Source organism: Chryseobacterium daecheongense (assembly GCF_003729955.1).
GTDB classification, from domain to species: domain Bacteria; phylum Bacteroidota; class Bacteroidia; order Flavobacteriales; family Weeksellaceae; genus Chryseobacterium; species Chryseobacterium daecheongense.
The window spans coordinates 213,543-238,687 of sequence record NZ_RJTX01000002.1; the positions used below are offsets into that span (position 1 = coordinate 213,543).

Consider the following 25,145-nt stretch of genomic DNA (forward strand, 5'->3'; position numbering starts at 1 on the left):
GATTTTTAATTTTTAACAGGAATATTCGCTAAAATGTCCTTAGTGAAACTCCAGAATTTCTGTGCGGAAGGAATGTTTGCCTTTTCATCCGGAGAATGCGCTCCTCTGATGGTAGGACCAAAGCTCACCATTTCCATTTCAGGATAATTCGCTCCAATAATTCCACATTCTAATCCTGCATGACAAGCTACAACGTGAGGTTTCTCACCGAATTTCTCTGTGTAGATTTTCTCCATCAACTGCACGATTTCTGAACCTGGCTTTGGCTTCCATCCAGGATAGGAACCGCTGAATTCTACTTTCATTCCTGCCAATTCTCCAACTGATTTCAATTGTTCTGCTACAGAATTCTTTGTAGATTCTACCGATGATCTGGAAAGGTTTAAGATTTTTAATTCTCCGCCTTTTAATTCTACTCTTGCTACGTTATTGGAAGATTCTACAAGGTCTTTCACATCCGGACTCATTCTATACACTCCATTGTGAAGAGATTTCAATACTAAAATGATTTTTCTTGAATCTTCCTCAGAAAGAGCTTTTTCGGAACTTGTTGAGTTTTCTAAATTAATGTGAATGTTAGGTTCAACCGTTGCAAATTCTTCTAAGATTTCTTTTTTCAGTTGAGTGGTCTCTTCAATGAATTCATTAGCGTTCCGAACAGAAACCAAAGCAACCGCTTCTCTCGGAATAGCATTTCTTAAGCCGCCTCCGTCGATAGAAATAAGTTGGATGTTTTCTTTCTCCAGACCCGCATAAAGCAACCTTCCTAAAATGATATTAGAATTTCCCAGGCCTTTATGAATATCCATTCCAGAGTGTCCTCCCTGTAACCCTTTCACTTCTATTCTTACGATTTGCCCTTTTGCAGCTTCCACTTCATAATTCTGAGTAATGGTTACATCAATTCCACCTGCACAACCTATATCGATCTCATCATCTTCTTCCGTATCAAGGTTCAAAAGGATGTCTCCTGTAAGTTGTCCTGGCTTTAAACCCAGAGCTCCGGTCATTCCTGTTTCTTCATCAATCGTAAAAAGAGCTTCCAGTGCAGGGTGCGGAATATCTGAACTTTCCAGGATAGACATAATAGTTGCCACTCCTAAACCGTTATCAGCACCTAAAGTGGTTCCTTTTGCTTTCACCCAGTCTCCATCAACTTCCATTTTGATTCCTTCTGTGTCAAAATCAAAATTGATGTCATTGTTCTTTTGGCAAACCATATCCAGGTGAGACTGAAGGATAACCGATTTTCGGTTTTCCATTCCGGCAGTAGCTGGTTTTTTAATGATAACATTTCCTACTTCATCTACAGTAGTTTCCAATCCCAGATTTTCCCCAAATTCTTTGATGAACGCAATTACTTTTCCCTCTTTTTTAGAAGGTCTCGGAACAGCATTAAGTTTGGAGAAGTTTTTCCAGATGATTTGTGGTTCTATATTGGATAATTCCATAAAAATTTTATTTTTCTCAAAATTACAAAATAAAAAACGCTCCCGTAAATTCAGGAGCATTCTTTTTCTTATTCAGCTAAATTGTAAAAAAGCAAAATCGTGAAATTGCAAATCGTTAAACTATAGTTATAAGATTGCAAACTTGCCTTTTCTTCGCTTTTACTTTTCTAACATCCGCATTCTCCATAAATCGGAGTGGATACTATAGTTCCGTCGGCTTTTTCAATGGTTAAAGTACCTTCGAATAATAAGGCTTCTTCACTTTTTATTTTTTTACCCTTTACAGAGATCTTGTAGTTTTCATTTTCTATTTCTTTACTTAGCTCTTCATCTACTTCCATATCATTGGAAGAAATAAGGTTCATAGCAAGTCTTTGCCCATCCAGTTTCATATACGCTGTTTTTCCGGCATCGTCGGCATAAATATATTTTTCAGCTTCAAAATCGGCTTTGTTTCTGGCGAAATAGCATGAACATTCTTTAATTTCCTTTGGGAATGGAAAAACTTCAACTAAAATTTTCCCACTCGCAACAGTATCAACGGTTACGGAATCCTGCTTCACACTCAAGGAATCTGCAGGTGAAGGATTGGAAACTGTTTCTTTGTCCTTTTTACAGGCCATCAGCATGAATGCTGACAAGGGAATGATTATATATTTCATTGTCTGTGCGGTTTTTAGCCTCTTGCTCTTTCCAGAAGCACCATCATTAGTAATGAAAGAACAACTAAGCTTTCATCTTCATCGTCAATATCGATGATTCTATCCAGTTGGAATCTTCTGCCAAAGAAAGAAGGCATTTTCTTTAATTTAAAATATTCTTTTCCGTCCATTCCTTTTACCGTGTAAGACGGGTTTAGAAAATATCCGGTAAACATCCCGATAATAGGAATTTCACCTACCACTCCGTCGAAGAATTTTACCCATGCGTTGTCTTCCATTACCGTAAATTTAGGCTGATCATTTGCATCCAGGATATTGTACGTTGATTTCCAAAGAGAACGCATTCCTTTTCTGGCCAATCTTCCGAAGTTTTTATTGTTGATGAGATCATTTAAAGAATAAGAAGCATTGAAATCAATCCATTGATTGGCTTTGATCCTGAAAAGCTCTTTGGATTTGCTTTCGTCATTAAATACAATAACATCCTCTTTAAGCTTGAACATTTTTTGACGGACATACGCTACATAATTTCCATTTCTGTCCGTAATATTAAAGTCGCTGGATAATGTGGTGATTTTAAACTTGAAATCAAGAGGATAATTAAGATTGTTAAGTACCATTTAGTTTATTTTTTTCATATTTTCCTTTCAAAGATAACATTTTATGGGGAATTGAGGGTGATTTTAAGCGTTATAAACCATGAATACTCATCTTTTTGTGTTATTTTTGTCATTATGGATTATCCTAGTAAAGTTTTAGCAAAAGCAGTGGATGAAATTTCAGGATTGCCCGGAATCGGCAGGAAAACAGCTTTGCGTTTAGCATTACATTTATTAAAACAGCCCAATTCCAGAGCAGTCAGTCTGGGAAATTCCCTTATTAATCTTGTCAACGAGATCAAATATTGTAAAGAATGCCATAATTTTTCTGATTTTGATACCTGCGAGATTTGCAGCAATCCTAAGAGAAATGATGAACTGATCTGTATTGTGGAAGACGTAAGGGACGTAATCGCTATTGAAAATACTGGGAAATATACCGGTAAATACCTGATTTTAGGTGGGAAAATCTCTCCGATGGAAGGGGTAGGACCAAACCAGCTTAATATTCCGAGCATAGAGAGGAAATTGAATGAAGGTAAAGTCAGAGAGTTCATATTTGCCTTAAGTGCGACTATGGAAGGCGACACTACTGCTTATTACATTTATAAAAAATTCAAAGGCTTTGAAGTGAAATTTTCAAGTATTGCCAGAGGGATTTCAGTAGGAGACGAGCTGGAATATGCTGATGAGATTTCCTTAGGAAGATCTATTATGAATAGACTGCCTTATGATGAAGGAAGTTCTTAATCCTTAAATCAAACATAATGATTTCCGTAATAATTCCTATGTACAATGCAGAAAGAACCATTATAAATGCTTTAAATTCAATTAAAGCTCAAACAATTGGTGTGCAGGAATTTGAAGTCCTCATTGTGAATGACGGTTCTACAGATCAAAGTAAGAAGCTGGTTCAGGAATATATGGAAAGCCATCCGGAAATGAATATCAGAATCATTGATCAACCCAATGGAGGTGTTTCAAAGGCAAGGAATACAGGAATGAAGGTGGCATATGGAGATTATATCGCTTTATTGGACTCCGATGATGAGTGGCTACCTGAAAAGACAGAAAAACAGTTGAAATTTTTAAAAGATAACTTTCTCCAAGTAGACTTTATTACAGCCTTGAGAAATGGGGAGAAAATCTGGTTTCCTTACCGAATAAACCAGCATAATTTGGCTAAAATAACACTGAGGAAATTACTTCTAAGGGTAGATGGACAAACTTCTACAGCCTTATTTAAAAGAAAAGTTCTTGAAAACACAGGATGGTTTGATGAAGCCCAAAAGTACTCGGAAGATGCAAATTACTGGATGAGGATTTCTGAAAGCAATAATATGTATATCTTAGCAGAAGAATTGGCTTTTACCGGTGGTGGGAAAAGATCTTTCGGTGTTTCGGGACTGTCTGCTAATCTTCCGGAAATGGAAAAAGGCATACAGAAGAATTTACGGGAAATGTATCACTCGAAACGGATCGGCCGCTTAGAATACATTTTGTTTTTCCTGTTTTTGAAAATCAAATATGTTGTAAGAATTTTTAAACGTAAATTATGATATATAAACTTTTTTGGGCATTAAGGGCATTGTTGTATGCACCATTTTTTGGGAAGTTTGGATTTCCTTCGTATTTGGGCAAACCATTGTTTCTCATGGGAATCAGAAAAGTTTTTATTGATAAAAGAGTACGAATTTTTCCGCACTTGAGAATGGAAGTGCACCGTTCGGGAAGTATTCATATCCAAGAAGATGTTGTGATTTCACAGAATGTACATATTACTTCGGCAGGAAATCTCATCATTGGCAAAAGCTCTTTGATTTTAGCCAATGTATTTATTACCAATATCGATCATGATTATGAAGAGATCGGTAAACATGTCGTAAACCAGGAGTATGTGATCAAAGATACGATTATCGGAGAAAATTGCTATATTGGAATGGGAGCAGCCATCATGGCAGGAACAAAGCTGGGAAAACAATGTATTGTAGGTGCCAATTCGGTGGTGAGAGGAGAGTTTCCGGATTATTGTGTCATTGTGGGAGCGCCGGCCAGAATTGTAAAGAAATATGATTTTGAAACAGGTAAATGGGAAAAGTTTAGCTAAGATTGTATGAAAAATATTTTAATCACAGGAGGAGCTGGATTCATTGGAAGCAAGCTGTCTTTACAACTTAAGAAGAAAGGATATGAAATCACCGTTATAGATAACCTCTCTTCACAAATTCATGGGAAGAATCCAGAAACAGATTCTCCTTTGTATAAAAGTATTGTAGGGCAGGTTAATTTCATTAATGGTGACGTGGTTCGTCCTGAAGATTGGGAAAAAGCTATTAAGGGGCAGGATGTCATTGTGCATTTGGCTGCGGAAACAGGGACGGGACAATCAATGTATCAGATTGAAAAATATACAAGCGTCAATGTATCCGGGACGGCAAAAATGCTGGATCTTTTGGTGAATAAACCCCATCATGTTAAAAAGGTGATCATTGCTTCTTCCAGAGCAGTATATGGGGAAGGAAAATATCTTCATCCGGAATTAGGACTTATCTATCCTAAACCAAGAAATGTAGAGGAAATGAGAAAAGGACATTTCGAAATACAATACCCTGACGGGCAGTTTCTTAAGGCACTTCCGACCGATGAAGAATCTAAGATACATCCTACATCCATTTACGGGATTACCAAATATACCCAGGAACAAATGGTGATGACGGCCTGTTCTTCCATGGGAGTAGCACCTGTTGCTGTAAGATTTCAAAACGTTTATGGAGAAGGACAGTCATTATTAAATCCTTATACGGGAATATTATCCATCTTTTCATCGCAAATCCTTAACGGAAATGATATCAACGTTTTTGAAGACGGAAAAGAGTCCAGAGACTTCATTCATGTTGATGATGCGGTAGAAGCCGTTGTGAAGTGTATCGAAAATGATGCAGCCGATGGAGAAGTGTTTAATGTAGGGACGGGAATTCCTACAGATGTAATTACCGTTGCGGAGAATTTAAAAAAGTTTTACAACAGGGATTTTGAAATCAATGTTTCCGGACAATTTCGTTTGGGAGATATCCGACATAATTTTGCAGATATCAGTAAAATTAAATCCAGGTTAAATTTTCAACCCCGGATATCTTTTGAAGAAGGAATAGGAAAGTTTACCAATTGGGTTCTGCAACAGAACATCAGAGATGTGAAATTCAAAGAATCTCTTGAAGAGATGAAAGTTAAAGGGCTTTTAAAATGATCAGCTTAAAAGATAAAAAGATACTTTTCTTATCCGTGAGCTTTTTTAAATATGAAAGAGCCATTGCAAAAAGACTATCCGAACTAGGTGCAAAGGTTGATTTTTATGATGAAAGGCCTTCTAATTCTAATTTTTCAAAAGGAATCATCCGTTTTAATAAAAAGCTGTACCAATTACAGATTCATAAATATTATAAAAAGATTTTAGAAGAAATTCAAGGAAAGAAATATGATTATTTTCTTTTGATCAAAGGAGAAGCCACTCCTGCTTTTTTCCTTGAAGAAATTAAAAGAAATAATCCACACATGGAAATGATTCATTATAATTTTGATCCATTGACGGAATATCCTCTTTTGATTTCTAATTTACAATATTTTGATAAAAAATTCACGTTTGAACGGAGTGATACTCAAAAGTATAATTTGCATTTCAGACCCTTATTTTATCTGGATGAATATAGAGATTCAAATCATGAATTTCAGGATTTTGAGCATGATGTCGTATTTATCGGAAGTGCTCACACAGACCGGTATGTGGTTGGGGAAAAAGTGAAATCAGTGGCAGATAAGCTTAGCCTGAAGTCCTTTTTTTATTATTATGCGATGGGAAGAACGGCTTTCAAGCTCAAAAAACTTTTTGATAAAAATATGAAGCAATTTGATCTTAAAAAAGTCAGTTTTGAAAAGCTGAATCATGAGCAAATCATTGACTACTATAAAAAATCGAAAGCAGTATTGGATATTAATAAGCCCTTTCAAAACGGATTAACCATTAGAACGTTTGAAGTGCTTGCTGCTGGAAGAAAATTAATAACAACAAATGAAGATATCAGGAATTACCCTTTTTATAATCCGAATAATATTTTAATTATTGACCGGGAAAATGTGGAATTACGTCCCGATTTTTTTACTGAAGCCTTTTCCGGGATAGATGAAAAGATCCTTTATATGATGTCTTTGGATTCGTTTATCGAATGTCTGTTTTTCAAAGACCAGGATTCTTATTGGAATGTCTGAATAGATGAAATAAAAAAGCAACTCAACGAGTTGCTTTTTTTATGATGTAAAATAATATTCTTATTTAGTTGGCTTCACAGGAGTTGTGGTTTGAGAAGCCGGAGCAGATTGTGCAGGAGCTTCTTTCTTCACTGGCTGTTGCTGTGTTGGAGCCACTTGTGATGGTTTACCAGTAATGACAACACTTAAAAGGATAAGAACGATGATCACAGTTCCTAATGTCCATGTCGCTTTCTCCATGAAGTCATTGGTTCTTTGTACTCCAAATTGTGCAGATGATGCACCTCCGAAAGTGCTGGAAAGACCCCCACCTTTTGGATTTTGAGCCATAATGATAATTACAAGTAAAACACTTGCAATCATAACAAGAACCATCAATAGTGTAAATATAGTATCCATTAATTCTGATATCTTTTTGAATGGGCAAATTTAGTCTTTTTTTATCGAACAACAAAAAAAGATATCATCAAATATTGATAAAAATAAAAGCGGCAACATTTGTTGCCGCTTTTTCCATACATATAAGACTGTTCTTATTTAAAATCAGAATCTTTAGCTTGGTTGATCTGGTAAGATTTTACTGTTAAGTTAATATCCATTCCACCCATATTCTGTATGATGGTGTAAGGAAGCTTAACGCCTGATACATCTTTATAATCTGCATAGCTTGTAGGAACTGATCCTCCTTCTCCAGCTTTTACCTCTCCGGTTTTTAATCCTGTTTTTACGCTGTAATAGTAGGTTGTTTTACCGCCTTTTACCACATAAGAATCTTCATTATTATACTTTTCGATTCCTGCCAGTTTATACTCAGGAGATTTAGCAAAAGTTAATTCAGGGAAAAGCTCAGTGTCTTTAACCATTTCAGCTTTCTGCTTGTCGTTCAAAGGCATTTTTTGTCCTTGAGCTTCCATATAACCGTCTTTTCCGTCAAAAACGATTTTTTGAACCGTATTTCCCATCATGCTGATGTTCATGGCCATTTTACCGCCTTTGGCCTGGATCATTTTCATATTCATATCCATTCCCTGTACTTTGGTAGTAGCATCAGAAGAAATAGACGTTACTTTCTGAACCGCAGCAAGACCACCGATGGCGTTGATGTATTTATCTGCCACAGATCCGATTGTTACGCTTGCATCTACTTTCTGAGCAGTTGGCTTTGCAACAGGATTAGCTTCTTTATCGAAATATTTTACAGGATATCCTAATTTCTCCAATCCTTCAGAGATATCAGAAGCTTTACCAGCGATGAAAATTCTGCTTTGGTTTGGTAAAATAGTTGTTTTTACAGCATTAGAAACATCAGCTGCTGTTACTTTGTCGATAGACTTCAGATAATTTGTATAGAAATCAGCAGGAAGATCCTGAACTTTTTGGTTCAAGGCAAATCTTGCAATTGTAGCCGGCTGTTCTAAAGACATAATGAAAGAACCTTTCAATTTAGCTTTAGCATTTTCCAATTCTTCCGGTTTTACAGTAGAAATAGCGTTAAGCTCATTCATAAATTCCTTAACCGCTTTATCCGTAACTTCATTTCTTACGCTTGCTTCAGCTGAGAATTCAGGAGAGTATTTGCTTGCGCTTAAGCTTGAATAAGCACCATAAGTAAATCCGTTCTTCTCACGAAGGTTCATGAAAAGTCTAGCTTCACCACCACCACCTAAGATGTAGTTGGCAATTGTAGCTGCAAAGTAATTAGGATCCTTCATTTTAAGGTTGTTCAGGTTATTCACCGATACAACAGACTGTACTGCTGAAGGAACATCTACAACGTTAATTTCAGTTTTAGCCACATTAGATGCAGGTTCTAAAGCTGCAAACTTGGTATTCGATTTTTTCCATCCGCTGAACGTTTTTTCAACCAAAGATTTCACCTGGTCGAATTTTACATCTCCAACAATTACTAAATAAGCATTGTCCGGAGCGTAATATTTGTTGTAAACATTTTGTACATCAGCCAATTGAATTTTGTTGATAGATTCTACAGTTTCAAATTCTCCTCTTGATGTATTCTTTCCATACATCAAAGCTCTTGAAACTTTATCAGCGATAGATGAAGCGTTTTTCTCTTCAGATTTTAATCCTTCAATCGCTCTTTCTTTTGAATCCTGGATCTCTTTAGCCGAAAAGTTAGGGTTGATAACAGCGTCTGCCATTAATCCTAAAACTTCAGGGAAATATTTGGAAAGAGAGTTTGCAAAAGCACCTCCTGAGTTAAAGTTTAAGCTAGCTCCTAAGAAATCTACTTTTTTATTGAAGTCATCTTTGCTGATGTTCTTTGTCCCATTTTCAAGCTGTTCTGCCATGATCTGGCTTACTCCGGTCACATCTCCTTCGTAGTATGGAGGTCTGTCCATAGAAAGGTTAGCACTTACTCTTGGTAACTTATTGTTTTCCACTACCATTACAGTAAGTCCGTTGCTCAATTGGAAAGTTTTTGGCTTAGCAATATTGATCGCAGGGGTAGGCCCTGGTTTTGGCATTGCATTAAGGTCAATTTTTTGTGCTGAAAGCATCCCTGTAAATAAGAACGCTACCGCTATATATGTTAATTGCTTTTTCATTGTAAAAAATTATTTTTTGAAAATCATCTGTTAAAACCTAAGTTTTAGAGATTATTTTTTTTCAGGTACGTAATTAATGATTATTCTTTGATTAGAATTCAAATACTTTTTAGCCGCATTTTGAAGATCCTGTCTTGTGATAGATCTGTAAATGTCGATTTCCTTGTTGATTAGGTTAGTATCTCCCATCAATACGTGGTTTGTTGCCAATGAAGCAGCAATTCCCTGAATACTTGAGTTAGCGTTAACGAACTGGTTTTCATACTGATTCTGAAGTTTCTGATAATCCTCCTCAGAAATTAAGGTAGTCTGAAGTTTCTTGATCTCAGCATCAATATCAGTTTGTAACGTTTGCTTGGTAGTTTGTCCCATTGGGATCGCAAAGAATGCGAAAATACCATAATCCTCAAGACCTTGGTTGAAAGCCGCTACCTGAAGCGCTTTCTTATCCTGATCTACTAATTTTTTATATAATACAGAAGATTTTCCGCTGCTTAAATAAGAAGAAAGCATATCTAAGATGTATGCATCTTTTTCTTTATTTCCCGGAGTTCTGTAAGCGAAAACATAAGCAGGAAGCTGGATGTTAGGATCTGTAGCTGTAACTTCTTTTTCCTGAGTGATTGGGGTATCTTTAGGGAAGTTTTTAGGGTAAACGGTCCCTTTTGGAATTCCTCCGTAATATTCCTGGATCCACTTTTTAGTCTGCTCAGGCTTGATATCTCCTGCAACCACTAACGTAGCATTATTAGGAACATAGAATTTTTTATAGAATGCAATAAACTCATCTAGCTTAGCTGCATTCAGATCCTCCATAGAACCGATAGTCGGCCAGTTGTATGGGTGATTGGTAAATAGATTCTTTTGAATAGTTGTGAAAAGATTTCCATAAGGCTGGTTATCCATTCTCAATCTCTTTTCTTCTTTTACTACTTCTCTTTGAGTATCTACACCAATTTGGTTGATCACTGCATGACGCATTCTTTCAGCTTCCATCCAAAGTCCTAATTGCTCGTTGTTGGAAGGGAAAGTTTCATAGTAATATGTTCTGTCATTCGTAGTGTTCGCATTGTTTTGTCCTCCGTTGGAAGAAACAATCTTGAACCAGTCACCTCTCTTGATGTTTGGCGTTCCTTCAAATAAAAGATGTTCGAAGAAGTGAGCAAAACCGGTTCTTCCTTTTACTTCATCTTTAGCACCTACGTGGTACATTACTCCTGTAGTAACTACAGGTGCGGAATTATCCTGATGAAGAATTACGTGTAAACCATTTGGTAAGTCATACTCTTCGAATTTAATTTGTTGTGCGTTCAAAGCCATCCCAAAGAAAGCTGCAGCAGCAACAGAAAGAAGTCGTTTTTTCATTATAGTAGAAATTGTTTTGTCAATTAGTGTCAAAAATAAGCTAAATGTTACAATACTGATATGATTATTTTCATTAAAAACAGATTTTGTTAAATATCTGACAGCGCACTTTTAAAAATTTGAATTCTCCTTTTAATACATTAATTTTGTGTTCCAAATTTTTTTGCTGTATGGAGGATTATCTGAAAGGACTGAATGAATCACAATTTGAGGCTGTTACCACATTACAGGGACCATTGATGGTTCTTGCAGGAGCAGGTTCAGGAAAAACACGTGTGCTGACCATGCGTATCGCTCATTTGATCACGAATGGAGTAGACCCTTTCAATATCCTGGCCCTTACATTTACCAATAAGGCGGCACGTGAAATGAAAGAACGTATCGCCAAAGTAGTAGGAGACAGCAATGCAAGAAGCCTTTGGATGGGTACCTTCCACTCCGTTTTTGCTAGAATTTTGAGAAGTGAAGCCCATTATTTAGGATATCCTTCCAACTTCACCATTTATGATCAGCAGGATGCTTTGAACGTTATCAAAAAAGTGTTGAAAGACATGAGTATTGATGCCGATCTCTATAAACCTAAAAAAGTACAGGCCAGAATTTCTACCTATAAAAACAACCTGATCACCGTAAAAGCTTATTTCAACAATCCTGAGCTTATTGAAGCAGATGAAAAAGCGAATATGAAATTCATTGGGCAGATCTATCAGAAATATGTGGAAGCCTGTTTCAGAAACGGAGCGATGGATTTTGACGACTTATTGTTAAAAACTAATGAATTGCTAACCCGTTTTCCTGAAGTACTGGCAAAATATCAGGACAGATTCAGATACATTCTGGTGGATGAGTATCAGGATACGAACCATTCTCAGTATCTTATTGTAAAAGCATTAGCTTCAAAATTTGAAAATATCTGTGTGGTAGGAGATGATGCGCAATCTATTTACTCTTTCCGTGGAGCCAATATTTATAATATCTTAAATTTTAAGAAAGATTATCCGGACGCGAAAACAGTTTCCCTTGAACAAAATTACCGCTCCACCCAAAATATTGTAAATGCAGCCAATGTGGTGATTGCCAAAAACCTGCAGCAATTCAAGAAAAATGTTTTCAGTGATAACGAACAGGGAGATAAAATCAAAGTATACCGCTCTCTTTCCGATGCGGATGAAGCCAATTTCGTAGCCGGAAATATCTGGGAACTTCGCAACAGAGATCAGAGAAAATACAGCGATTTTGCCATTTTATACAGAACCAACTCTCAGACCCGTGCTTTTGAGGACGCGTTGAGACGTAAAAATATTCCTTATAAAGTCTATGGAGGCTTGTCTTTCTATCAAAGAAAAGAGGTCAAAGATCTATTGGCTTACCTTCGACTTCTGATCAATGAAAATGATTCCGAAGCATTAATGAGGATCATTAATTATCCTGCAAGAGGAATTGGCGATACCACTCAGAATAAGCTGATCGTTTTTGCAGATTCACAAAATGTGTCGGTCTCCAAAGTATTGGATAATCTTCCGATGTATGCACCTCATTTAGGATTTAATAATGGAGTGATAACCAAACTGAATGATTTCTGGTCTATGATCAAGGCATTCCAGGTATTGTTGAAGACTGAAACTGCTTATAATGTGGCAATGGAAGTGGCTAAACGAAGCGGATTGATCAAGTTTTTAAAAGATGACCAGACTCCGGAAGGAATTTCCCGTGTGGAAAACGTTCAGGAATTGATGAACTCTATGCAGGGATTCATTGAAGAGCAAATGCAGCTGGAAGACGGAGATCCGAGTTTATCCAATTTCCTTGAAAATATTGCCCTTTCCGCGGATACACAGGATAAGGAGAATGATGAAGACATGGTTTCTTTAATGACTATTCACCTTTCCAAAGGACTGGAGTTTCCGGTAGTTCATTTGGTGGGGCTTGAAGAAAATCTTTTTCCGAGCTTTATGAGTTCTGCAACAAGAGAAGATCTGGAAGAAGAGCGGCGTTTATTTTATGTGGCATTAACCAGAGCAGAAAAACAGGTGTTTTTCTCTTATGCAGTTTCACGTTTCCAATGGGGAAAAATTACGGATGCGGAACCTTCAAGATTCTTAAGTGAGATTGATGAAGAATTTATAGAATTTGTCAATCCGGCCATTGAAAAACGTTTCATCAATAACTCAGGAATCAAGTCCAACATTTTTGATGAATATCCTACTGAAGCAAGAAGCTTCAAAAAAGTGGAGAAGAAAACCATCGAAAGAGGGGAAAGCTCAAAACCCATTGCAGAACCAAGAAAACTGAAACCTGTAAGTACTGCTAAAATCATTAATCCTAGCGGAGCTTCTTCCCAGGATATTGAAGTAGGAGATAAAGTGAGACACGACCGTTTTGGAATTGGGGAAGTGACTTTCCTGGATGGAACAGATCCACAGAATATCAAAGCGAAAGTGATTTTCCAGCATGAAGGCGAGAAAAATCTTATTTTGAAGTTTGCAAAATTGACTAAAATTTAAAAATATAAAAACGGATTCAAAAAATGAATCCGTTTTTATAGAATTGTTTGAACCGCAAAAGACACAAAAGCTAATATTTGAAAATGAAACATTTGCAAAAGATAAAATCTTTGTGTTCTTTATTGAACATAATATAAAGTAACTTCAAATAAATTTAAGTATTTAAGAATTTTTGTGTCTTTTGCGGTTTCAAAATATAAATAGGTCTATATTTTATTTCTTCTGCGAAACAATAAAACTCACCATTTCCTCTACAATTTTATCTAATTCGGCTTTCTCTGTCGTTCTGAAACCGTGTAAACCATCTTCCACAATAGTCAAGGTATTTTGTACCCCTTCTTTTTTAAGTTTTCTATGAAGCTTTTTGGATTGTTTCAACGGAACTACCTGATCTTTATTTCCCTGAATGATCAAAGTTGGGACTCCATCATTCACATAACTTATCGGGGAAATGGTTTTGCAGTACTCCACCACTTTCCTCTTATCTTTTTTGATGTCATAGCCGGTAATTCCCAAAACCAGCTTTTCTCTCAGGTCCACAATTTTCTTTGAAAATAATCCGATGAAAAAAACGGGAATTTTTCCGGTACGGGTATGCAAAAGACTGTTCATATCGGAAGGCCCGAAATTATCGATTACATAATTCACTTTTCCGGAATATTTTGACAACTCAGGGTCACCTACAAACTCTGTATCCGGAGTATACGCAGAAAGCATTGATAAATGAGCTCCTGCGGAAGTTCCAAAAAATCCTATATTGTTCGTGTCGAAATTATATTTTCCTGCATTTTTCCGTACCCATCTTACCACATCTTTGGTGTCCTCAACTGGAGTAGGGAAATGAGTGCTTTCATCCAGTAAAGTGTAATTGATGCTGATAACAGCATATTGCTTCTCTGTCAGCTTTAAAATAGTATTTTCTATATAACTGTCGGCACGAATGGTTTTGTCTCCTTCCACCCATCCCCCTCCATGTACATAAATGACCACAGGGATTTTTGTATTGCCGGTAATTTTTGGAGTATATATATCTAGGAGAACGGGACTGCCTTTTTCACTCATTTTATAAGTAAGGTCTTCAGAAACTGCGGTTTTTTCGAAAAGAAGGGTGCTTTTTTGTATTTCAGGCTGTATCAGGTTTTGAGAATATCCCCAATGAGATACAGCAAAAATAAGAACAAAAAACAGGTTTGTAAAAAACCTGTAGATTGTATTGTTCATAGTCGATTTCATAGTATTATTTTTTTGGTGGGGTTATCTTACTAACTCCTCAAAAAGTTTACCAAAAGTCTTATCCAGATCTTTAGATTTCCCGGGGTGGGGTCTCGAAGTTTGTACAACAGAGCTTCTCACTGCTGTTAACCAACGGAAACGCTCGGGGATTTCCAATTGGGCAATAGGTCCTCCATCTTTATCCCCATTGGCAATTTTCTGGAAACTTACCAGGTTTTGGATGATATCGTTATAATCCAGTTTGCTGTGCATGAGCTTGAATTTATCCGGACACAAATAAAATTCCACACGGATGTATTTCTCTTTTTTGGAAAACATAACGAGCCCGATGTTGAAAAATTCTTCTCTTTCAACCTTAGGAACCAGGCGGATTACAGCGTATTCGTATATTTTATCCTCTTGCATGCTGAGCTTCGTTTACAAAAATTTGAGAATGTTCTAACCGTGTTTTCATAAACTGAAAATACACTTCACGGATTTCATCGGGAGTTTCATCCGCATCGTTCCAATGCAGCCAGTCTTCAGGAATCAAGTTAACGATTTCCCTGAAAACAGTATCATTCAATACTTCATGTGCAAATTGGTCTGCTTCATTAAGCTTTGTAGCCTGTGGAAGCAGAACGTGATCTTTCACATATTTGAAAGGCGTTTTTGCTGCGGTGTCAAAATTCTGCCAGGAATGATGAAAGTAAAAGGATGCCCCGTTATCAATCACCCAAAGCTCCTTATGCCACATCAAGAGATTCGTATTTTTAAAAGTACGATCGATATTCGTGATGAAAGCATCCAGCCAAACGATTTTTGAAGCTAGAAGTGGGTCAATTTTCACACTCGGATCATAAGCTATCGATCCCGAAAGATAATGTAGCCCCAGATTCAGTCCTTCTGAAAACTTCAAAAGGTCCTGAATTTCTTCATCAGCTTCTGTTCTTCCGAAATCCACATCAAGGTTGACGAAAACCAGTTCAGGGATTTTCAACCCTAAAACTTCTGTAATTTTCCCGCCTAGAAGCTCTGAAATCAACATTTTTACTCCATGACCGGCGCCGCGGAATTTCAATACATATTTAAAATCATCATCTGCTTCTGCCAAAGCCGGAAGAGAGCCTCCTTCTCTTAAGGGCAGAATATAACGCATAACAGTGACTGTTCTTAGATCCAACATACAGCAAAAATAAGATTTTTAATCCTCTTTATTCACTTAAATTGAGTCATGAGATTAAAATTAGTCTATCCATTTGATTTTAATTTAATATTTTTAAAAACAAGACAATTTCAATATGAATATTATCAAAAAGCAGAATATTATCATCTCCAATCCTGAAACCAAAGATTTTTTGGCTGATGCATTTTACCCTGAAACCCATGAAAAATTACCATTAGTGATTTTTGTTCACGGCTATAAAGGCTATAAAGATTGGGGAGCATGGAATCTGATGGGGGAAAAGTTTGCGGAAGCGGGACTTTTCTTTGTCAAATTTAATTTTTCTCACAACGGAACTACAACTCAAGATCCATATCATTTTTCTGATCTGGGAGCATTCGGGAATAATAATTATTCTAAAGAACTGTCTGATTTGGATGTTATTATTGATTATTTTATCAAAGATCCCAAAGTGGATGAACAAAAAGTAATTCTTATAGGGCACAGCAGAGGAGGAGGAATTGCTGTGATCAAAACATTTGAGGATGAAAGAATCAATGGGCTTATTACGCTGGCCAGTGTTGATACATTAGAAAGATTTCCGAAAGATAAGGACCTTCAGAAGTGGAAGGAAAGGGGAGTTTTTTATGTTTTAAATGGCAGAACCAAACAGGAAATGCCTCATTATTATCAATTTTATGAGGATTTTGAACAAAATGCGCTTCGTTTTGATGTGGAAAGAGCAGCGGAAATGGCAATGGCTCATTTTTTAATTATTCATGGGACTCATGATGAAAGCGTAAGTGTAAAAAGCGCCCATCATCTGCATATTTTAAACCCTAATTCCGAGTTGTTTTTAATTGAGAATGCCAATCATACGTTTGGAGCCAAAGAACCTTGGGAAGAAAAGCATCTTCCTGCAGATTTAGATATTCTGACCAAAAAATGCATTGACTTTATTCAGCAGAATATGTAATTAATCGTATTTTTGATAATACCTTAAAATAAAATATATGGATCTGTTTTCAGCCCTGGAATTCCCCAATTTTGCAGACCCTCAGATTTGGATCAGTTTATTGACGCTTACTTTTCTGGAAATTGTATTGGGAGTGGATAATATTATTTTCATTTCAATCATTTCTAATAAGCTCCCTGCTGTTCAACAAAAAAGAGCAAGAAGTATAGGTTTGATCCTTGCTATGATCTTCAGAGTAATGTTGTTGCTGATGATCAACTGGATCATAGGATTGAAAGAGCCGGTTCTTACAATAGGATTTATTCATGAACCGGGAACGGAACAGGCATTACAGGTGAGCTGGAAGGATCTTATCCTTCTCGCGGGAGGTATTTTCCTGATTCTGAAAAGTACATTTGAGATTCATTCTAAAATGCAGATCCATGAAGTTCAGCATGCTCCAAAATCGGCTGGTTCGGGATTATTGACCACTGTCATTATCCAGATTATCTTAGTGGATATGGTATTTTCTTTAGATTCTATTTTAACGGCTGTAGGATTGGTAGACAATGTGGTGCTTATGATTATTGCTGTTATTATTTCTATAGCGATTATGATGATGTTTGCCGGACCGATCTCCAGAATTATCAATAAACACCCTAGTCTGCAAATGCTGGCTTTGTCTTTCCTTGTGGTGATCGGAGTGATGTTGGTTGCAGAAGGAATTCATCAGCATATCAGTAAGAATATTATTTATTCGTGTTTGGCATTCAGTTTATTGGTTGAGTTATTGAATATCAACTTCAGAAACAAGCAGAAAAAAGCTTTAAAACTGAATCCTGATCTGAAGGACAATCTTGATATTGAAGAATAAGAATAATTATAAAAAAAGCCTTCTTAAAAGAAGGCTTTTTATTTTATAATGAAATTATATAATTAATAATTTCCAGGCTTCCTCAATCCTGTTTTCTAATAACAGTTTCTGAGCATTCTGATGGATATGTTCATCAGCATGGAAATTATTTCCAGGTAATTCTTCTACATTAGCTAACATTCCCAAATCATTTCCTGTGAATACTTTACTGTATTTAATAGCATCCGGAAGAAGATCAAATCCGATTCCTTTGGTAACCAACGGTTTTGGAACTTCAAAAAGATTATCTGCATTATTTCTCGAATACCAATTTCCGCCTAAACGGGCCACCATATCCAGTTTTTTCTGATCCGGAACTCCCTGCTCATTCAGATATTCTTCCCTGATATGGATCTTCTGAACTTCACAGATGATAAGGTTTCCGGCACCTCCCTGATCTCCCAAAGATTTTACCTCCAGAACTTTGCACTCAAAGTTGACGGGGCATTCGGCAATCAGTTTTGGTTTCACCAGATCAGCATCTTTCATCGTTAATCCGGATTTGATGAATTCATTCACTCCGGTTTCATATTCTGTAGAGGCTAAAGAAATCTGCTGTACAATAGGAAAATTAACGGTTCCTATCACTACTTCAGGAACTTCTAAAACATTTTCCAAGGTATGTTTCGTGGTATTATCCCGAACTCTTCTCGATGGTGAGAAGATCAAAACGGGCGGAACCGTACTGAACATATTGAAGAAACTGAATGGAGATAGATTACTATTTCCGTTTTTATCTATGGTAGAAGCTAAAGCAATAGGACGTGGCGCAATAGCGGTTTGCATGATCGTTTGCAGCTGTACCGGTGATATTTCAGATGGAATTACTGTTTTCATTAAATCGCAGGAATAATTTTGCCGGAAACTTCACCGAAACCAACTCTCACTCCATCTTTTTCAGCCCATGCTTTCATGGTCACTGTATCATTGTCATTGATGAACTTTCTTTCTTCTCCGTTGCTCAGTTGTAGAGGATGTTGTCCTCTCCAGGTCAACTCGAGCATAGAACCGAAAGATTTAGGGTCACTTCCTGAAATCGTACCACTTGCATACAGATCACCTACTTCTACGTTACAGCCGTTTACGGTGTGATGAGCCAATTGCTGGGTCATATTCCAGTACATGTGCTTATAATTGCTTTCGCAGATGAGGTTTTGTTCTCCGTTTTCCGGTTGAATATATACTTCAAGGTTGATATCGTAGTTTTTATCTCCTTCGAATTTTAAATAGTCCAATACTTCAGGATCCTGCACAGGAGAAGCCGTTCTGAATGGTTCTAATGCTTCAAGGGTAACAACCCAAGGGGAAATAGATGAACCGAAATTCTTCGCCAAGAAGGGACCAAGCGGAACATATTCCCAAGACTGGATATCTCTTGCAGACCAGTCATTGAAAACCACCATTCCGAAAATAGCATCTTCAGCGTCTTTTGTAGAAATGCTTTCGCCCATTTCAGTATTCTTATTGATGATGAAAGCCATTTCCAGCTCAAAATCCAGCTGTTTGCATGGCCCGAAAACAGGTTTGTCCGCATCAGCAGGTTTCATCTGGCCTTTCGGACGATTGATCTCTGTTCCTGAAACTACAATGGAAGAAGCTCTCCCGTGATATCCTACAGGTAAATGTTTCCAGTTCGGTAACAAAGCATTCGCAGGATCGCGGAACATTTTGCCCACATTGGTTGCATGTTCAATGCTGCTGTAAAAATCCGTATAATTCGGAATGTGAACTGGCATCATCATTTTTACCTTGTCAAGGTCATAGAATGCTTCTTCAATGGTCTTTTGATCTTTAGACAATATGGAGCCTTCTAAAAGCAATTGTTGTATTTTGGAACGTACTGCATTGGTCACCGGTTTACCCAGTTCAATAAATTCGTTCAAAGTGTAGGCTTCAAAAACATTATCGTCAAGCCCTTCAATATCTTCGAAATACCCAAGATCATACAACGTCGCAAGATCAATAACCTGATCTCCGATTCTAGTACAACACCCGATGTATTCTTTATTAAAAACTGCTACTCCAAAAGGAATATTATGTATAGAAAAATCCGATTGGGAGGAATACTCTACAAATGATTTCATATAATTTGAATTAAATGCGAATCAGAATATATTCTGAGTTCAAGGTTGATTATTTTTTTGAAAAAGAGGCCTCATCAATCCATCTTGCTTTGGTATTGACATCAATAAGATAAAGAATATTATCCTGTTTGGTCAACAATAAGGTTTTGGTAACCGGAATGGGAACTTTTTTATTTTCAAGCATATCTGCTCTTAAGGAAATAATGTTCTTTTTTCTGATAATATCGCCGGTGAAAACATTGGAACTGGTTTCTCCTGTCGCCTTATCATCAAAAACTTCCACATATGTAGCCTGCTTTCCTTTAATGATAATAAAATCCCTTTCTGTATGGTCTTCCGCATCTTTGATGTAAACAAACTTTTTGTTGTCAATGCTTACACTTTCAAGATGTTGATTGATTCCTTTTCTTTCTTCAAGTCGGGTAAGAACTGCATTAATTGAGCCGTATTGTGCCTTTATAGCCAATGTTGCTCCAAAAAATAAAATTCCAATGAAAATTTTTCTCATATGCATGTGTTTTATAAAAAAGTTTTGTCAAGACTTTTCATCCTGACAAAACTCACTACTAATATTTAAAATTAAAGATTTCCTCTTCTTTCCTGTTCTCTTTCCAATGCTTCGAACAATGCTTTGAAGTTACCTGCACCAAAGCTTTGTGCACCATGTCTTTCAATGATTTCAAAGAAAAGAGTAGGACGGTCTTCTACAGGCTTGGTAAAAATCTGTAATAAGTATCCTTCTTCATCATGATCAATAAGTATACCTAAGTCCTGAAGTTTTTTAAGATCTTCATCAATATGGCCCACTCTTTCAGGAACCATTTCGTAATAAGCCTCTGGTGGAGCGGATAAAAACTCTACACCACGTTTTTTAAGTTCAGTTACCGTATGGATGATATCTTTTGTTGCCACAGCAATATGCTGAACCCCTTCACCTTCATAGAAATCAAGGTATTCTTCTACCTGGGATTTCTTCTTACCTTCAGCAGGCTCGTTGATAGGGAATTTGGCATATCCGTTTCCATTAGACATTACTTTAGACATCAATGCAGAATATTCTGTGTTGATCTGCTTGTCATCAAAAGAAAGGATGTTAACGAATCCCATTACTTTTTCATACCACTCTACGGTTGGGATCATTCTGTTCCAGTCTACGTTTCCTACGCAGTGGTCTACATATAATAACCCTGTTTCTTCAGGATTATAATCGCTTTCCCATTTTTCATATCCAGGCATGAAAGGACCGGTGTAGTTTTTTCTTTCTACAAACATGTGAACAGTTTCACCGTAAGTATAGATTCCGGACATTCTTACTTCACCATTCTCGTCAGTTAACGTTACGGGCTCAAGGTAAGGTTTTCCGCCTCTTTTTGTAGTCTCTTCAAAAGCCTTATATGCGTCATCTACCCAAAGTGCCAAAATTTTTACTCCATCACCGTGTTTTTTTACGTGTTCGCTGATTGGTGAGTCTGATTTAAGACCTGTTGTAAGAACCAGTCTTATTTTTCCTTGTTGAAGAACATAAGATGCACGGTCTCTTACTCCTGTTTCAGGACCTGCATATGCTAAAGACTGAAAACCGAAAGCGGTTTTGTAAAAGTGGGCAGCCTGTTTAGCATTTCCTACATAAAACTCAATGTAATCTGTACCGTTGATTGGTAAAAAATTCTCTGCTTGAGCAATTTTTTCGGCAAATGTAAGTGTTGACATATTTTCTTTTTACTTTTATTTTATGGGTATGCAAATTACGAAAATATTGGCAATGGGAAAAACGGAAACAGGAATTAGTTAGAGATGCTTAACGGAAACTTAAAGAAAAGTTCATTTAAGTATGCTTAAGTTTATTGTATTGGAATGAAGACGTATAAATTTGTAATCACAAAAACAAATGAATAAAAAAATATTTCGAAACAAGAAAGCTGTAGTACCTTACTACAGCTTTCATTTTTTATGATTCAATCTTCCGGCATCAGGATTATAGTTATCCCATATTTTCCATACATTATCTATTTTCCGAATGAAGTAAATCTGGGTATTCAGTTGATTCACAAAATGTTCTTCACCAGTTTCTCCTACTTTAAACAGAAGATTCCAGAATTCCTGGGATTCTAATATTTTCTTTTCAGGCTCGTCTGTCACAATATGAATGTCGAATACTTCGTAATTGGAACGGTTGTTTTTCGTTACCAGTTTAAAATCTCTTTCGCAGAGCTCTTTGCTGAAATGGGTTGCTCTTTCCAGGAAAGGGGAATCTTTAAAAACAAGATCTTTGAAAATCTCAGGGTGATGTTCCGGAAACTGCTTATAAAATTCAAAAACAGTAGCACAATAATCGTATACGATTTTGGTTAAAAAAGCATGGTCGTCCTGCTCATTGTCCAGACGGTTTTCCTTATTGGATTGTATGTAAGCATTTAAGTCTTTATATCCTAAGAAAATACAGATTTTGTCAAGAGTTTTCAGGAATCTAAGATCATTGTGGGTTTTATCCTGGTAATCATTTTCAAAAAAGCGTTGCAGGGTGACATGCGAAATAGTATTTCCAATTTCAAATTTTTTTCCTCCCTTCAGTTCTTCGGCTTCGGATAATTCTTCTTTTATGATTTCGGAAAGAATAATGTAATGGCTTCTTTTCCATTCGCTAACATTTCCTAATACAGAATTTTTCACTTTAGGATGCCGCACGACTTCTTCCCTTATAGCATTATAAATGGTTTTCAATTTGTGAGTTTTTTAGATGGGTTTGAACAAATATATTGCCAAAACCTTAGCTTTTTATGTTTTTCTATATGTTTTATACAGTAATTTTTTTTTAATGGAAAAAATAATTTAATAAAACGGGCAAATTTAACGTAAATTTTTCAATGTTTAAATCTTTCATGTGCTGCCTTTTCCAACATTTCCCTATCGTCGGGATGTGCAATGCTGATCAGCTCCTGAGCTCTTTGACGCAGGCTTTTTCCATACAGGTAAGCGGTTCCGTATTCTGTAACCACGTAATGAATGTGTCCTCTTGTGGTAACCACCCCGGCTCCTTGTTTAAGGAACGGAACAATTCTGGAAACTCCTTTCTTCGTTCTTGCTGTAATGGCAATGATAGGCTTTCCTTCTTCGCTTAAAGCGGCTCCTCTCATAAAATCCATCTGCCCTCCGATTCCGCTGTATTGTAATGTTCCAATGGAATCTGCACAAACCTGTCCGGTAAGGTCAATTTCAATAGCTGAATTGATTGCCACCATTTTCTTATTCCGCATGATATTGATTGGGAAGTTAACATCACTTACATCTTTGAAAGCAAATACTGTGTTATCATCCACATAATCATACAATTTCCTGGTACCGAAACAGAAGCTTGTAATGGTTTTGTTATCATTGTAGCCTTTATACTTATTGTTGATCACATCATTCTGGATCAGATCAATTACTCCGTCACTCAACATTTCTGTGTGAACCCCCAGGTCTTTGTGATTGTTCAAACATTTCAGAACAGCATCCGGAATGGTTCCTATTCCCATCTGGAGTGTTGATCGGTCTTCGATGAGCTCTGCAACATTCTTCCCAACCAGCATTTCTTCCGGGCCTACTTTTGATCCGTAATCTACTGTTGGAAGTTCTTCTTCATGCCATACTAATTTGTGAATTCTGCTTACGTGGATCATTCCGTCACCATGAGTTCTCGGCATTCTCGGATTTACTATAGCAACAACTATTTTAGCAGTATCCACTGCAGCTCTGGCAACATCTACTGAAGTTCCCAATGTACAGAAACCATGTTTGTCTGGTGGCGAAACCGTAACCAGTGCCACATCCAGTGGTAAAATATTCTTTCTGAATAAAATCGGGATTTCGCTTAAAAATACAGGAACAAAATCTCCTCTTTCTGAATTGACGGCGTCACGAACAGGAGTAGAAACAAATAAGGAATTAATAAAAAAGCTGTCTTTATATTCCGGTTTTGCAATTTCTACATTTCCTTGCTGCGTGATGGATACCATTTCCACATTCTTGAGACGGTGAGACTGTCTTGCAAGCTCATCAATCAGGTAGTTCGGAGTACACGCGCTTCCATGAAAGAAAATGCGGTTTCCGCTTTTTACAGTATATATGGCTTCCTCTGCACTAATATAATCGTACATATTGAATATTTTTTTTTGAAATGGGATGATGTAATGAAATTATTCCTGCGAACGATCTTCCATTGTTTTATCGTTTTCTTCTAACCATGAAGTTTTATAGGATGGATCCTCCACTTTTAATGCCTCTTCCGTGATTTTTAAAGGACGGAAAGGGTCAACCATTACGGCATATTCCTCTGTGAATTTTTTACCGATACTTCTTTCCATTGCACCAGGATGAGGTCCATGAACAATTCCTCCGGGGTGTAGCGTGAAATCCATTAAATCGATATGATTACGGCTCATGAAATCTCCTTCCGTATAAAATAAAACTTCATCAGAATCAATATTCGAATGGTTGTAAGGAGCAGGGATAGCCATCGGGTGATAGTCATACATTCTTGCACAGAACGAGCACACCACGAAATTGTGTCCTTCAAAGTTCTGGTGAACCGGAGGCGGTTGGTGAATTCTTCCCGTGATCGGCTCAAAATTCTTGATATTGAATTTATAGGGGTAAAAATAACCGTCCCAGCCTACCACGTCAAATGGATGTGTTGCGTAGATGAAATCCGTGATCTGGTTTTCTTTTTTTACTTTAATTAAAAATTCTCCTTTTTCATCTTTCGGTTCTACAAAAGTAGGAGCCACGATATCTCTTTCGCAGAACGGAGAATGTTCCAATAACTGTCCGAATTCGTTTCTGTATCTTTTCGGAGTGTAGATCGGAGAGTGGCTTTCCAATACGAAAAATACAGTGTCATCAGATTTGAGTTCAACCTGATAAATGGTTCCTCTTGGAATGATCAGATAATCACCAACGAAAAATTCTAAGTCACCCACAAAAGTTTTCAAAACCCCGCTTCCCTGATGAACAAATAAAAGCTCATCACATTCCGCATTTTTATAGAAATAATCCATCGATTTTCTTGGCTTGGCCAATCCCATTTTCAGATCATTGTTCATCAAAAGGATTTTTCGGCTGTCCATGAAATCATCTTCAGGAGCAACATCCATTCCCTTGAACATTCTCGGTGTGATGTTTTTCTCAACAGCAATCTTTGGTGTAACATCTTTTGCAGGTCCGATGGATTTTATCTGGGTAGGACGGTGGATATGATACAGCAAAGAAGAAATACCATGAAAACCTTCCGTTCCGAAAAGCTGCTCATAGTAAAATTGATCTTCCGGAGACTTAAAAATCGTATGTCTTTTTTGTGGGATATTTCCCGATTGATGATATCTCATTTTACTTTTAATGTAGTTTCTCAAATTTAATAATTTTTCATG

Annotated in this window: 24 protein-coding genes; 8 read left to right on the forward strand and 16 right to left on the reverse strand. The window is 36.9% G+C overall.

What is annotated here, in order from left to right:
* Window positions 1-5: 5 nt before the first annotated feature.
* The 3 genes from EGI05_RS09390 to EGI05_RS09400 form a co-directional block, all read right to left on the reverse strand.
* Window positions 6-1,451, reverse strand: coding sequence for an aminoacyl-histidine dipeptidase (locus EGI05_RS09390; protein WP_123262807.1), 1,446 nt, complete (start codon window positions 1,449-1,451; stop codon window positions 6-8).
* Window positions 1,452-1,618: 167 nt separating this feature from the next.
* The gene (locus EGI05_RS09395; RefSeq protein ID WP_123262808.1) at window positions 1,619-2,113 is read right to left on the reverse strand and encodes a hypothetical protein; all 495 of its coding nucleotides are present in this window, start codon (window positions 2,111-2,113) and stop codon (window positions 1,619-1,621) included.
* Window positions 2,114-2,127: 14 nt separating this feature from the next.
* Window positions 2,128-2,733, reverse strand: coding sequence for an LURP-one-related/scramblase family protein (locus EGI05_RS09400; protein WP_123262809.1), 606 nt, complete (start codon window positions 2,731-2,733; stop codon window positions 2,128-2,130).
* Between the two features lie 114 nt (window positions 2,734-2,847).
* On the opposite strand from EGI05_RS09400, the gene recR reads away from it, so the two are divergent.
* The 5 genes from recR to EGI05_RS09425 are packed head-to-tail and all read left to right on the forward strand — an operon-like array spanning window position 2,848 to window position 6,975.
* Entirely contained in the window at window positions 2,848-3,462 is a 615-nt protein-coding gene (gene recR, locus EGI05_RS09405) for a recombination mediator RecR (protein ID WP_123262810.1), read from the forward strand.
* A 17-nt stretch (window positions 3,463-3,479) separates the two neighbouring features.
* Window positions 3,480-4,271, forward strand: a complete 792-nt coding sequence (locus EGI05_RS09410; RefSeq protein WP_123262811.1) for a glycosyltransferase family 2 protein — start codon at window positions 3,480-3,482, stop codon at window positions 4,269-4,271.
* Window positions 4,268-4,819 (forward strand): acyltransferase, encoded by a 552-nt coding sequence (locus tag EGI05_RS09415; protein WP_123262812.1) that lies wholly within the window; start codon window positions 4,268-4,270, stop codon window positions 4,817-4,819. Before EGI05_RS09410 ends, EGI05_RS09415 begins: the two co-directional genes overlap by 4 nt.
* 6 nt (window positions 4,820-4,825) lie before the next feature.
* Complete coding sequence (locus EGI05_RS09420; RefSeq protein ID WP_123262813.1) at window positions 4,826-5,959, forward strand: NAD-dependent epimerase/dehydratase family protein; 1,134 nt, start codon at window positions 4,826-4,828, stop codon at window positions 5,957-5,959.
* A complete protein-coding gene (locus EGI05_RS09425) occupies window positions 5,956-6,975 on the forward strand; it encodes a CgeB family protein (protein ID WP_123262814.1) in 1,020 nt (339 codons plus the stop codon). The genes EGI05_RS09420 and EGI05_RS09425 overlap by 4 nt, the downstream gene beginning before the upstream one ends.
* Window positions 6,976-7,035: 60 nt before the next feature.
* Here the strand turns inward: EGI05_RS09425 and secG are convergent, their stop codons facing one another.
* The 3 genes from secG to EGI05_RS09440 form a co-directional block, all read right to left on the reverse strand.
* Window positions 7,036-7,374 (reverse strand): preprotein translocase subunit SecG, encoded by a 339-nt coding sequence (secG, locus tag EGI05_RS09430; protein WP_123262815.1) that lies wholly within the window; start codon window positions 7,372-7,374, stop codon window positions 7,036-7,038.
* 134 nt (window positions 7,375-7,508) lie between these two features.
* Window positions 7,509-9,542: a M16 family metallopeptidase gene (locus EGI05_RS09435; RefSeq protein ID WP_123262816.1), complete on the reverse strand. Its 2,034-nt coding sequence runs from the start codon at window positions 9,540-9,542 to the stop codon at window positions 7,509-7,511.
* A 51-nt stretch (window positions 9,543-9,593) separates the two neighbouring features.
* Window positions 9,594-10,907, reverse strand: coding sequence for a M16 family metallopeptidase (locus EGI05_RS09440; RefSeq protein WP_123262817.1), 1,314 nt, complete (start codon window positions 10,905-10,907; stop codon window positions 9,594-9,596).
* Window positions 10,908-11,077: 170 nt separating this feature from the next.
* Between EGI05_RS09440 and EGI05_RS09445 the strand changes: the two genes are divergently transcribed.
* Entirely contained in the window at window positions 11,078-13,411 is a 2,334-nt protein-coding gene (locus EGI05_RS09445) for an ATP-dependent helicase (protein ID WP_123262818.1), read from the forward strand.
* A gap of 213 nt (window positions 13,412-13,624) precedes the next feature.
* Here the strand turns inward: EGI05_RS09445 and EGI05_RS09450 are convergent, their stop codons facing one another.
* From EGI05_RS09450 to EGI05_RS09460, 3 genes are read right to left on the reverse strand one after another with little or no spacing between them, the layout of a single operon-like run.
* Window positions 13,625-14,644, reverse strand: coding sequence for an alpha/beta hydrolase (locus EGI05_RS09450; protein WP_123262819.1), 1,020 nt, complete (start codon window positions 14,642-14,644; stop codon window positions 13,625-13,627).
* Between the two features lie 21 nt (window positions 14,645-14,665).
* Window positions 14,666-15,049, reverse strand: a complete 384-nt coding sequence (locus tag EGI05_RS09455; protein ID WP_123262820.1) for a DUF3037 domain-containing protein — start codon at window positions 15,047-15,049, stop codon at window positions 14,666-14,668.
* Complete coding sequence (locus tag EGI05_RS09460) at window positions 15,036-15,809, reverse strand: HipA family kinase (RefSeq protein ID WP_123262821.1); 774 nt, start codon at window positions 15,807-15,809, stop codon at window positions 15,036-15,038. The genes EGI05_RS09455 and EGI05_RS09460 overlap by 14 nt, the downstream gene beginning before the upstream one ends.
* 115 nt (window positions 15,810-15,924) lie before the next feature.
* Between EGI05_RS09460 and EGI05_RS09465 the strand changes: the two genes are divergently transcribed.
* Both EGI05_RS09465 and EGI05_RS09470 read left to right on the forward strand, forming a co-directional pair.
* On the forward strand, window positions 15,925-16,764 hold the full coding sequence (locus tag EGI05_RS09465; protein ID WP_123262822.1) for an alpha/beta hydrolase family protein: 840 nt from the start codon (window positions 15,925-15,927) through the stop codon (window positions 16,762-16,764).
* Window positions 16,765-16,801: 37 nt separating this feature from the next.
* Window positions 16,802-17,617 (forward strand): TerC family protein, encoded by an 816-nt coding sequence (locus EGI05_RS09470; RefSeq protein WP_123262823.1) that lies wholly within the window; start codon window positions 16,802-16,804, stop codon window positions 17,615-17,617.
* A gap of 54 nt (window positions 17,618-17,671) precedes the next feature.
* On the opposite strand, the gene EGI05_RS09475 is transcribed toward EGI05_RS09470, so the two are convergent.
* The 7 genes from EGI05_RS09475 to EGI05_RS09505 form a co-directional block, all read right to left on the reverse strand.
* Window positions 17,672-18,493 (reverse strand): flavin reductase family protein, encoded by an 822-nt coding sequence (locus EGI05_RS09475; protein ID WP_123262824.1) that lies wholly within the window; start codon window positions 18,491-18,493, stop codon window positions 17,672-17,674.
* The gene (fahA, locus tag EGI05_RS09480; protein WP_123262825.1) at window positions 18,493-19,740 is read right to left on the reverse strand and encodes a fumarylacetoacetase; all 1,248 of its coding nucleotides are present in this window, start codon (window positions 19,738-19,740) and stop codon (window positions 18,493-18,495) included. Before fahA ends, EGI05_RS09475 begins: the two co-directional genes overlap by 1 nt.
* A 49-nt stretch (window positions 19,741-19,789) precedes the next feature.
* Window positions 19,790-20,248: a hypothetical protein gene (locus EGI05_RS09485; protein WP_123262826.1), complete on the reverse strand. Its 459-nt coding sequence runs from the start codon at window positions 20,246-20,248 to the stop codon at window positions 19,790-19,792.
* Window positions 20,249-20,319: 71 nt separating this feature from the next.
* On the reverse strand, window positions 20,320-21,450 hold the full coding sequence (gene hppD, locus EGI05_RS09490; protein ID WP_123262827.1) for a 4-hydroxyphenylpyruvate dioxygenase: 1,131 nt from the start codon (window positions 21,448-21,450) through the stop codon (window positions 20,320-20,322).
* Between the two features lie 231 nt (window positions 21,451-21,681).
* Window positions 21,682-22,461 carry a hypothetical protein gene (locus EGI05_RS09495; protein ID WP_123262828.1) on the reverse strand — a complete coding sequence of 260 codons (780 nt, stop codon included), beginning with the start codon at window positions 22,459-22,461 and terminating at the stop codon, window positions 21,682-21,684.
* Window positions 22,462-22,601: 140 nt separating this feature from the next.
* Window positions 22,602-23,876, reverse strand: coding sequence for an acetyl-CoA hydrolase/transferase family protein (locus EGI05_RS09500; protein ID WP_123262829.1), 1,275 nt, complete (start codon window positions 23,874-23,876; stop codon window positions 22,602-22,604).
* A 39-nt stretch (window positions 23,877-23,915) separates the two neighbouring features.
* On the reverse strand, window positions 23,916-25,103 hold the full coding sequence (locus tag EGI05_RS09505; RefSeq protein ID WP_123262830.1) for a homogentisate 1,2-dioxygenase: 1,188 nt from the start codon (window positions 25,101-25,103) through the stop codon (window positions 23,916-23,918).
* Window positions 25,104-25,145: the final 42 nt, after the last annotated feature.

Coding starts and splice junctions, on each gene's coding strand:
- EGI05_RS09390 (WP_123262807.1), bottom strand. CDS start 1,451: ATGGAATTATCCAATATAGAACCACAAATCATCTGGAAAAACTTCTCC.
- EGI05_RS09395 (WP_123262808.1), bottom strand. CDS start 2,113: ATGAAATATATAATCATTCCCTTGTCAGCATTCATGCTGATGGCCTGT.
- EGI05_RS09400 (WP_123262809.1), bottom strand. CDS start 2,733: ATGGTACTTAACAATCTTAATTATCCTCTTGATTTCAAGTTTAAAATC.
- recR (WP_123262810.1), top strand. CDS start 2,848: ATGGATTATCCTAGTAAAGTTTTAGCAAAAGCAGTGGATGAAATTTCA.
- EGI05_RS09410 (WP_123262811.1), top strand. CDS start 3,480: ATGATTTCCGTAATAATTCCTATGTACAATGCAGAAAGAACCATTATA.
- EGI05_RS09415 (WP_123262812.1), top strand. CDS start 4,268: ATGATATATAAACTTTTTTGGGCATTAAGGGCATTGTTGTATGCACCA.
- EGI05_RS09420 (WP_123262813.1), top strand. CDS start 4,826: ATGAAAAATATTTTAATCACAGGAGGAGCTGGATTCATTGGAAGCAAG.
- EGI05_RS09425 (WP_123262814.1), top strand. CDS start 5,956: ATGATCAGCTTAAAAGATAAAAAGATACTTTTCTTATCCGTGAGCTTT.
- secG (WP_123262815.1), bottom strand. CDS start 7,374: ATGGATACTATATTTACACTATTGATGGTTCTTGTTATGATTGCAAGT.
- EGI05_RS09435 (WP_123262816.1), bottom strand. CDS start 9,542: ATGAAAAAGCAATTAACATATATAGCGGTAGCGTTCTTATTTACAGGG.
- EGI05_RS09440 (WP_123262817.1), bottom strand. CDS start 10,907: ATGAAAAAACGACTTCTTTCTGTTGCTGCTGCAGCTTTCTTTGGGATG.
- EGI05_RS09445 (WP_123262818.1), top strand. CDS start 11,078: ATGGAGGATTATCTGAAAGGACTGAATGAATCACAATTTGAGGCTGTT.
- EGI05_RS09450 (WP_123262819.1), bottom strand. CDS start 14,644: ATGAAATCGACTATGAACAATACAATCTACAGGTTTTTTACAAACCTG.
- EGI05_RS09455 (WP_123262820.1), bottom strand. CDS start 15,049: ATGCAAGAGGATAAAATATACGAATACGCTGTAATCCGCCTGGTTCCT.
- EGI05_RS09460 (WP_123262821.1), bottom strand. CDS start 15,809: ATGTTGGATCTAAGAACAGTCACTGTTATGCGTTATATTCTGCCCTTA.
- EGI05_RS09465 (WP_123262822.1), top strand. CDS start 15,925: ATGAATATTATCAAAAAGCAGAATATTATCATCTCCAATCCTGAAACC.
- EGI05_RS09470 (WP_123262823.1), top strand. CDS start 16,802: ATGGATCTGTTTTCAGCCCTGGAATTCCCCAATTTTGCAGACCCTCAG.
- EGI05_RS09475 (WP_123262824.1), bottom strand. CDS start 18,493: ATGAAAACAGTAATTCCATCTGAAATATCACCGGTACAGCTGCAAACG.
- fahA (WP_123262825.1), bottom strand. CDS start 19,740: ATGAAATCATTTGTAGAGTATTCCTCCCAATCGGATTTTTCTATACAT.
- EGI05_RS09485 (WP_123262826.1), bottom strand. CDS start 20,248: ATGAGAAAAATTTTCATTGGAATTTTATTTTTTGGAGCAACATTGGCT.
- hppD (WP_123262827.1), bottom strand. CDS start 21,450: ATGTCAACACTTACATTTGCCGAAAAAATTGCTCAAGCAGAGAATTTT.
- EGI05_RS09500 (WP_123262829.1), bottom strand. CDS start 23,876: ATGTACGATTATATTAGTGCAGAGGAAGCCATATATACTGTAAAAAGC.
- EGI05_RS09505 (WP_123262830.1), bottom strand. CDS start 25,103: ATGAGATATCATCAATCGGGAAATATCCCACAAAAAAGACATACGATT.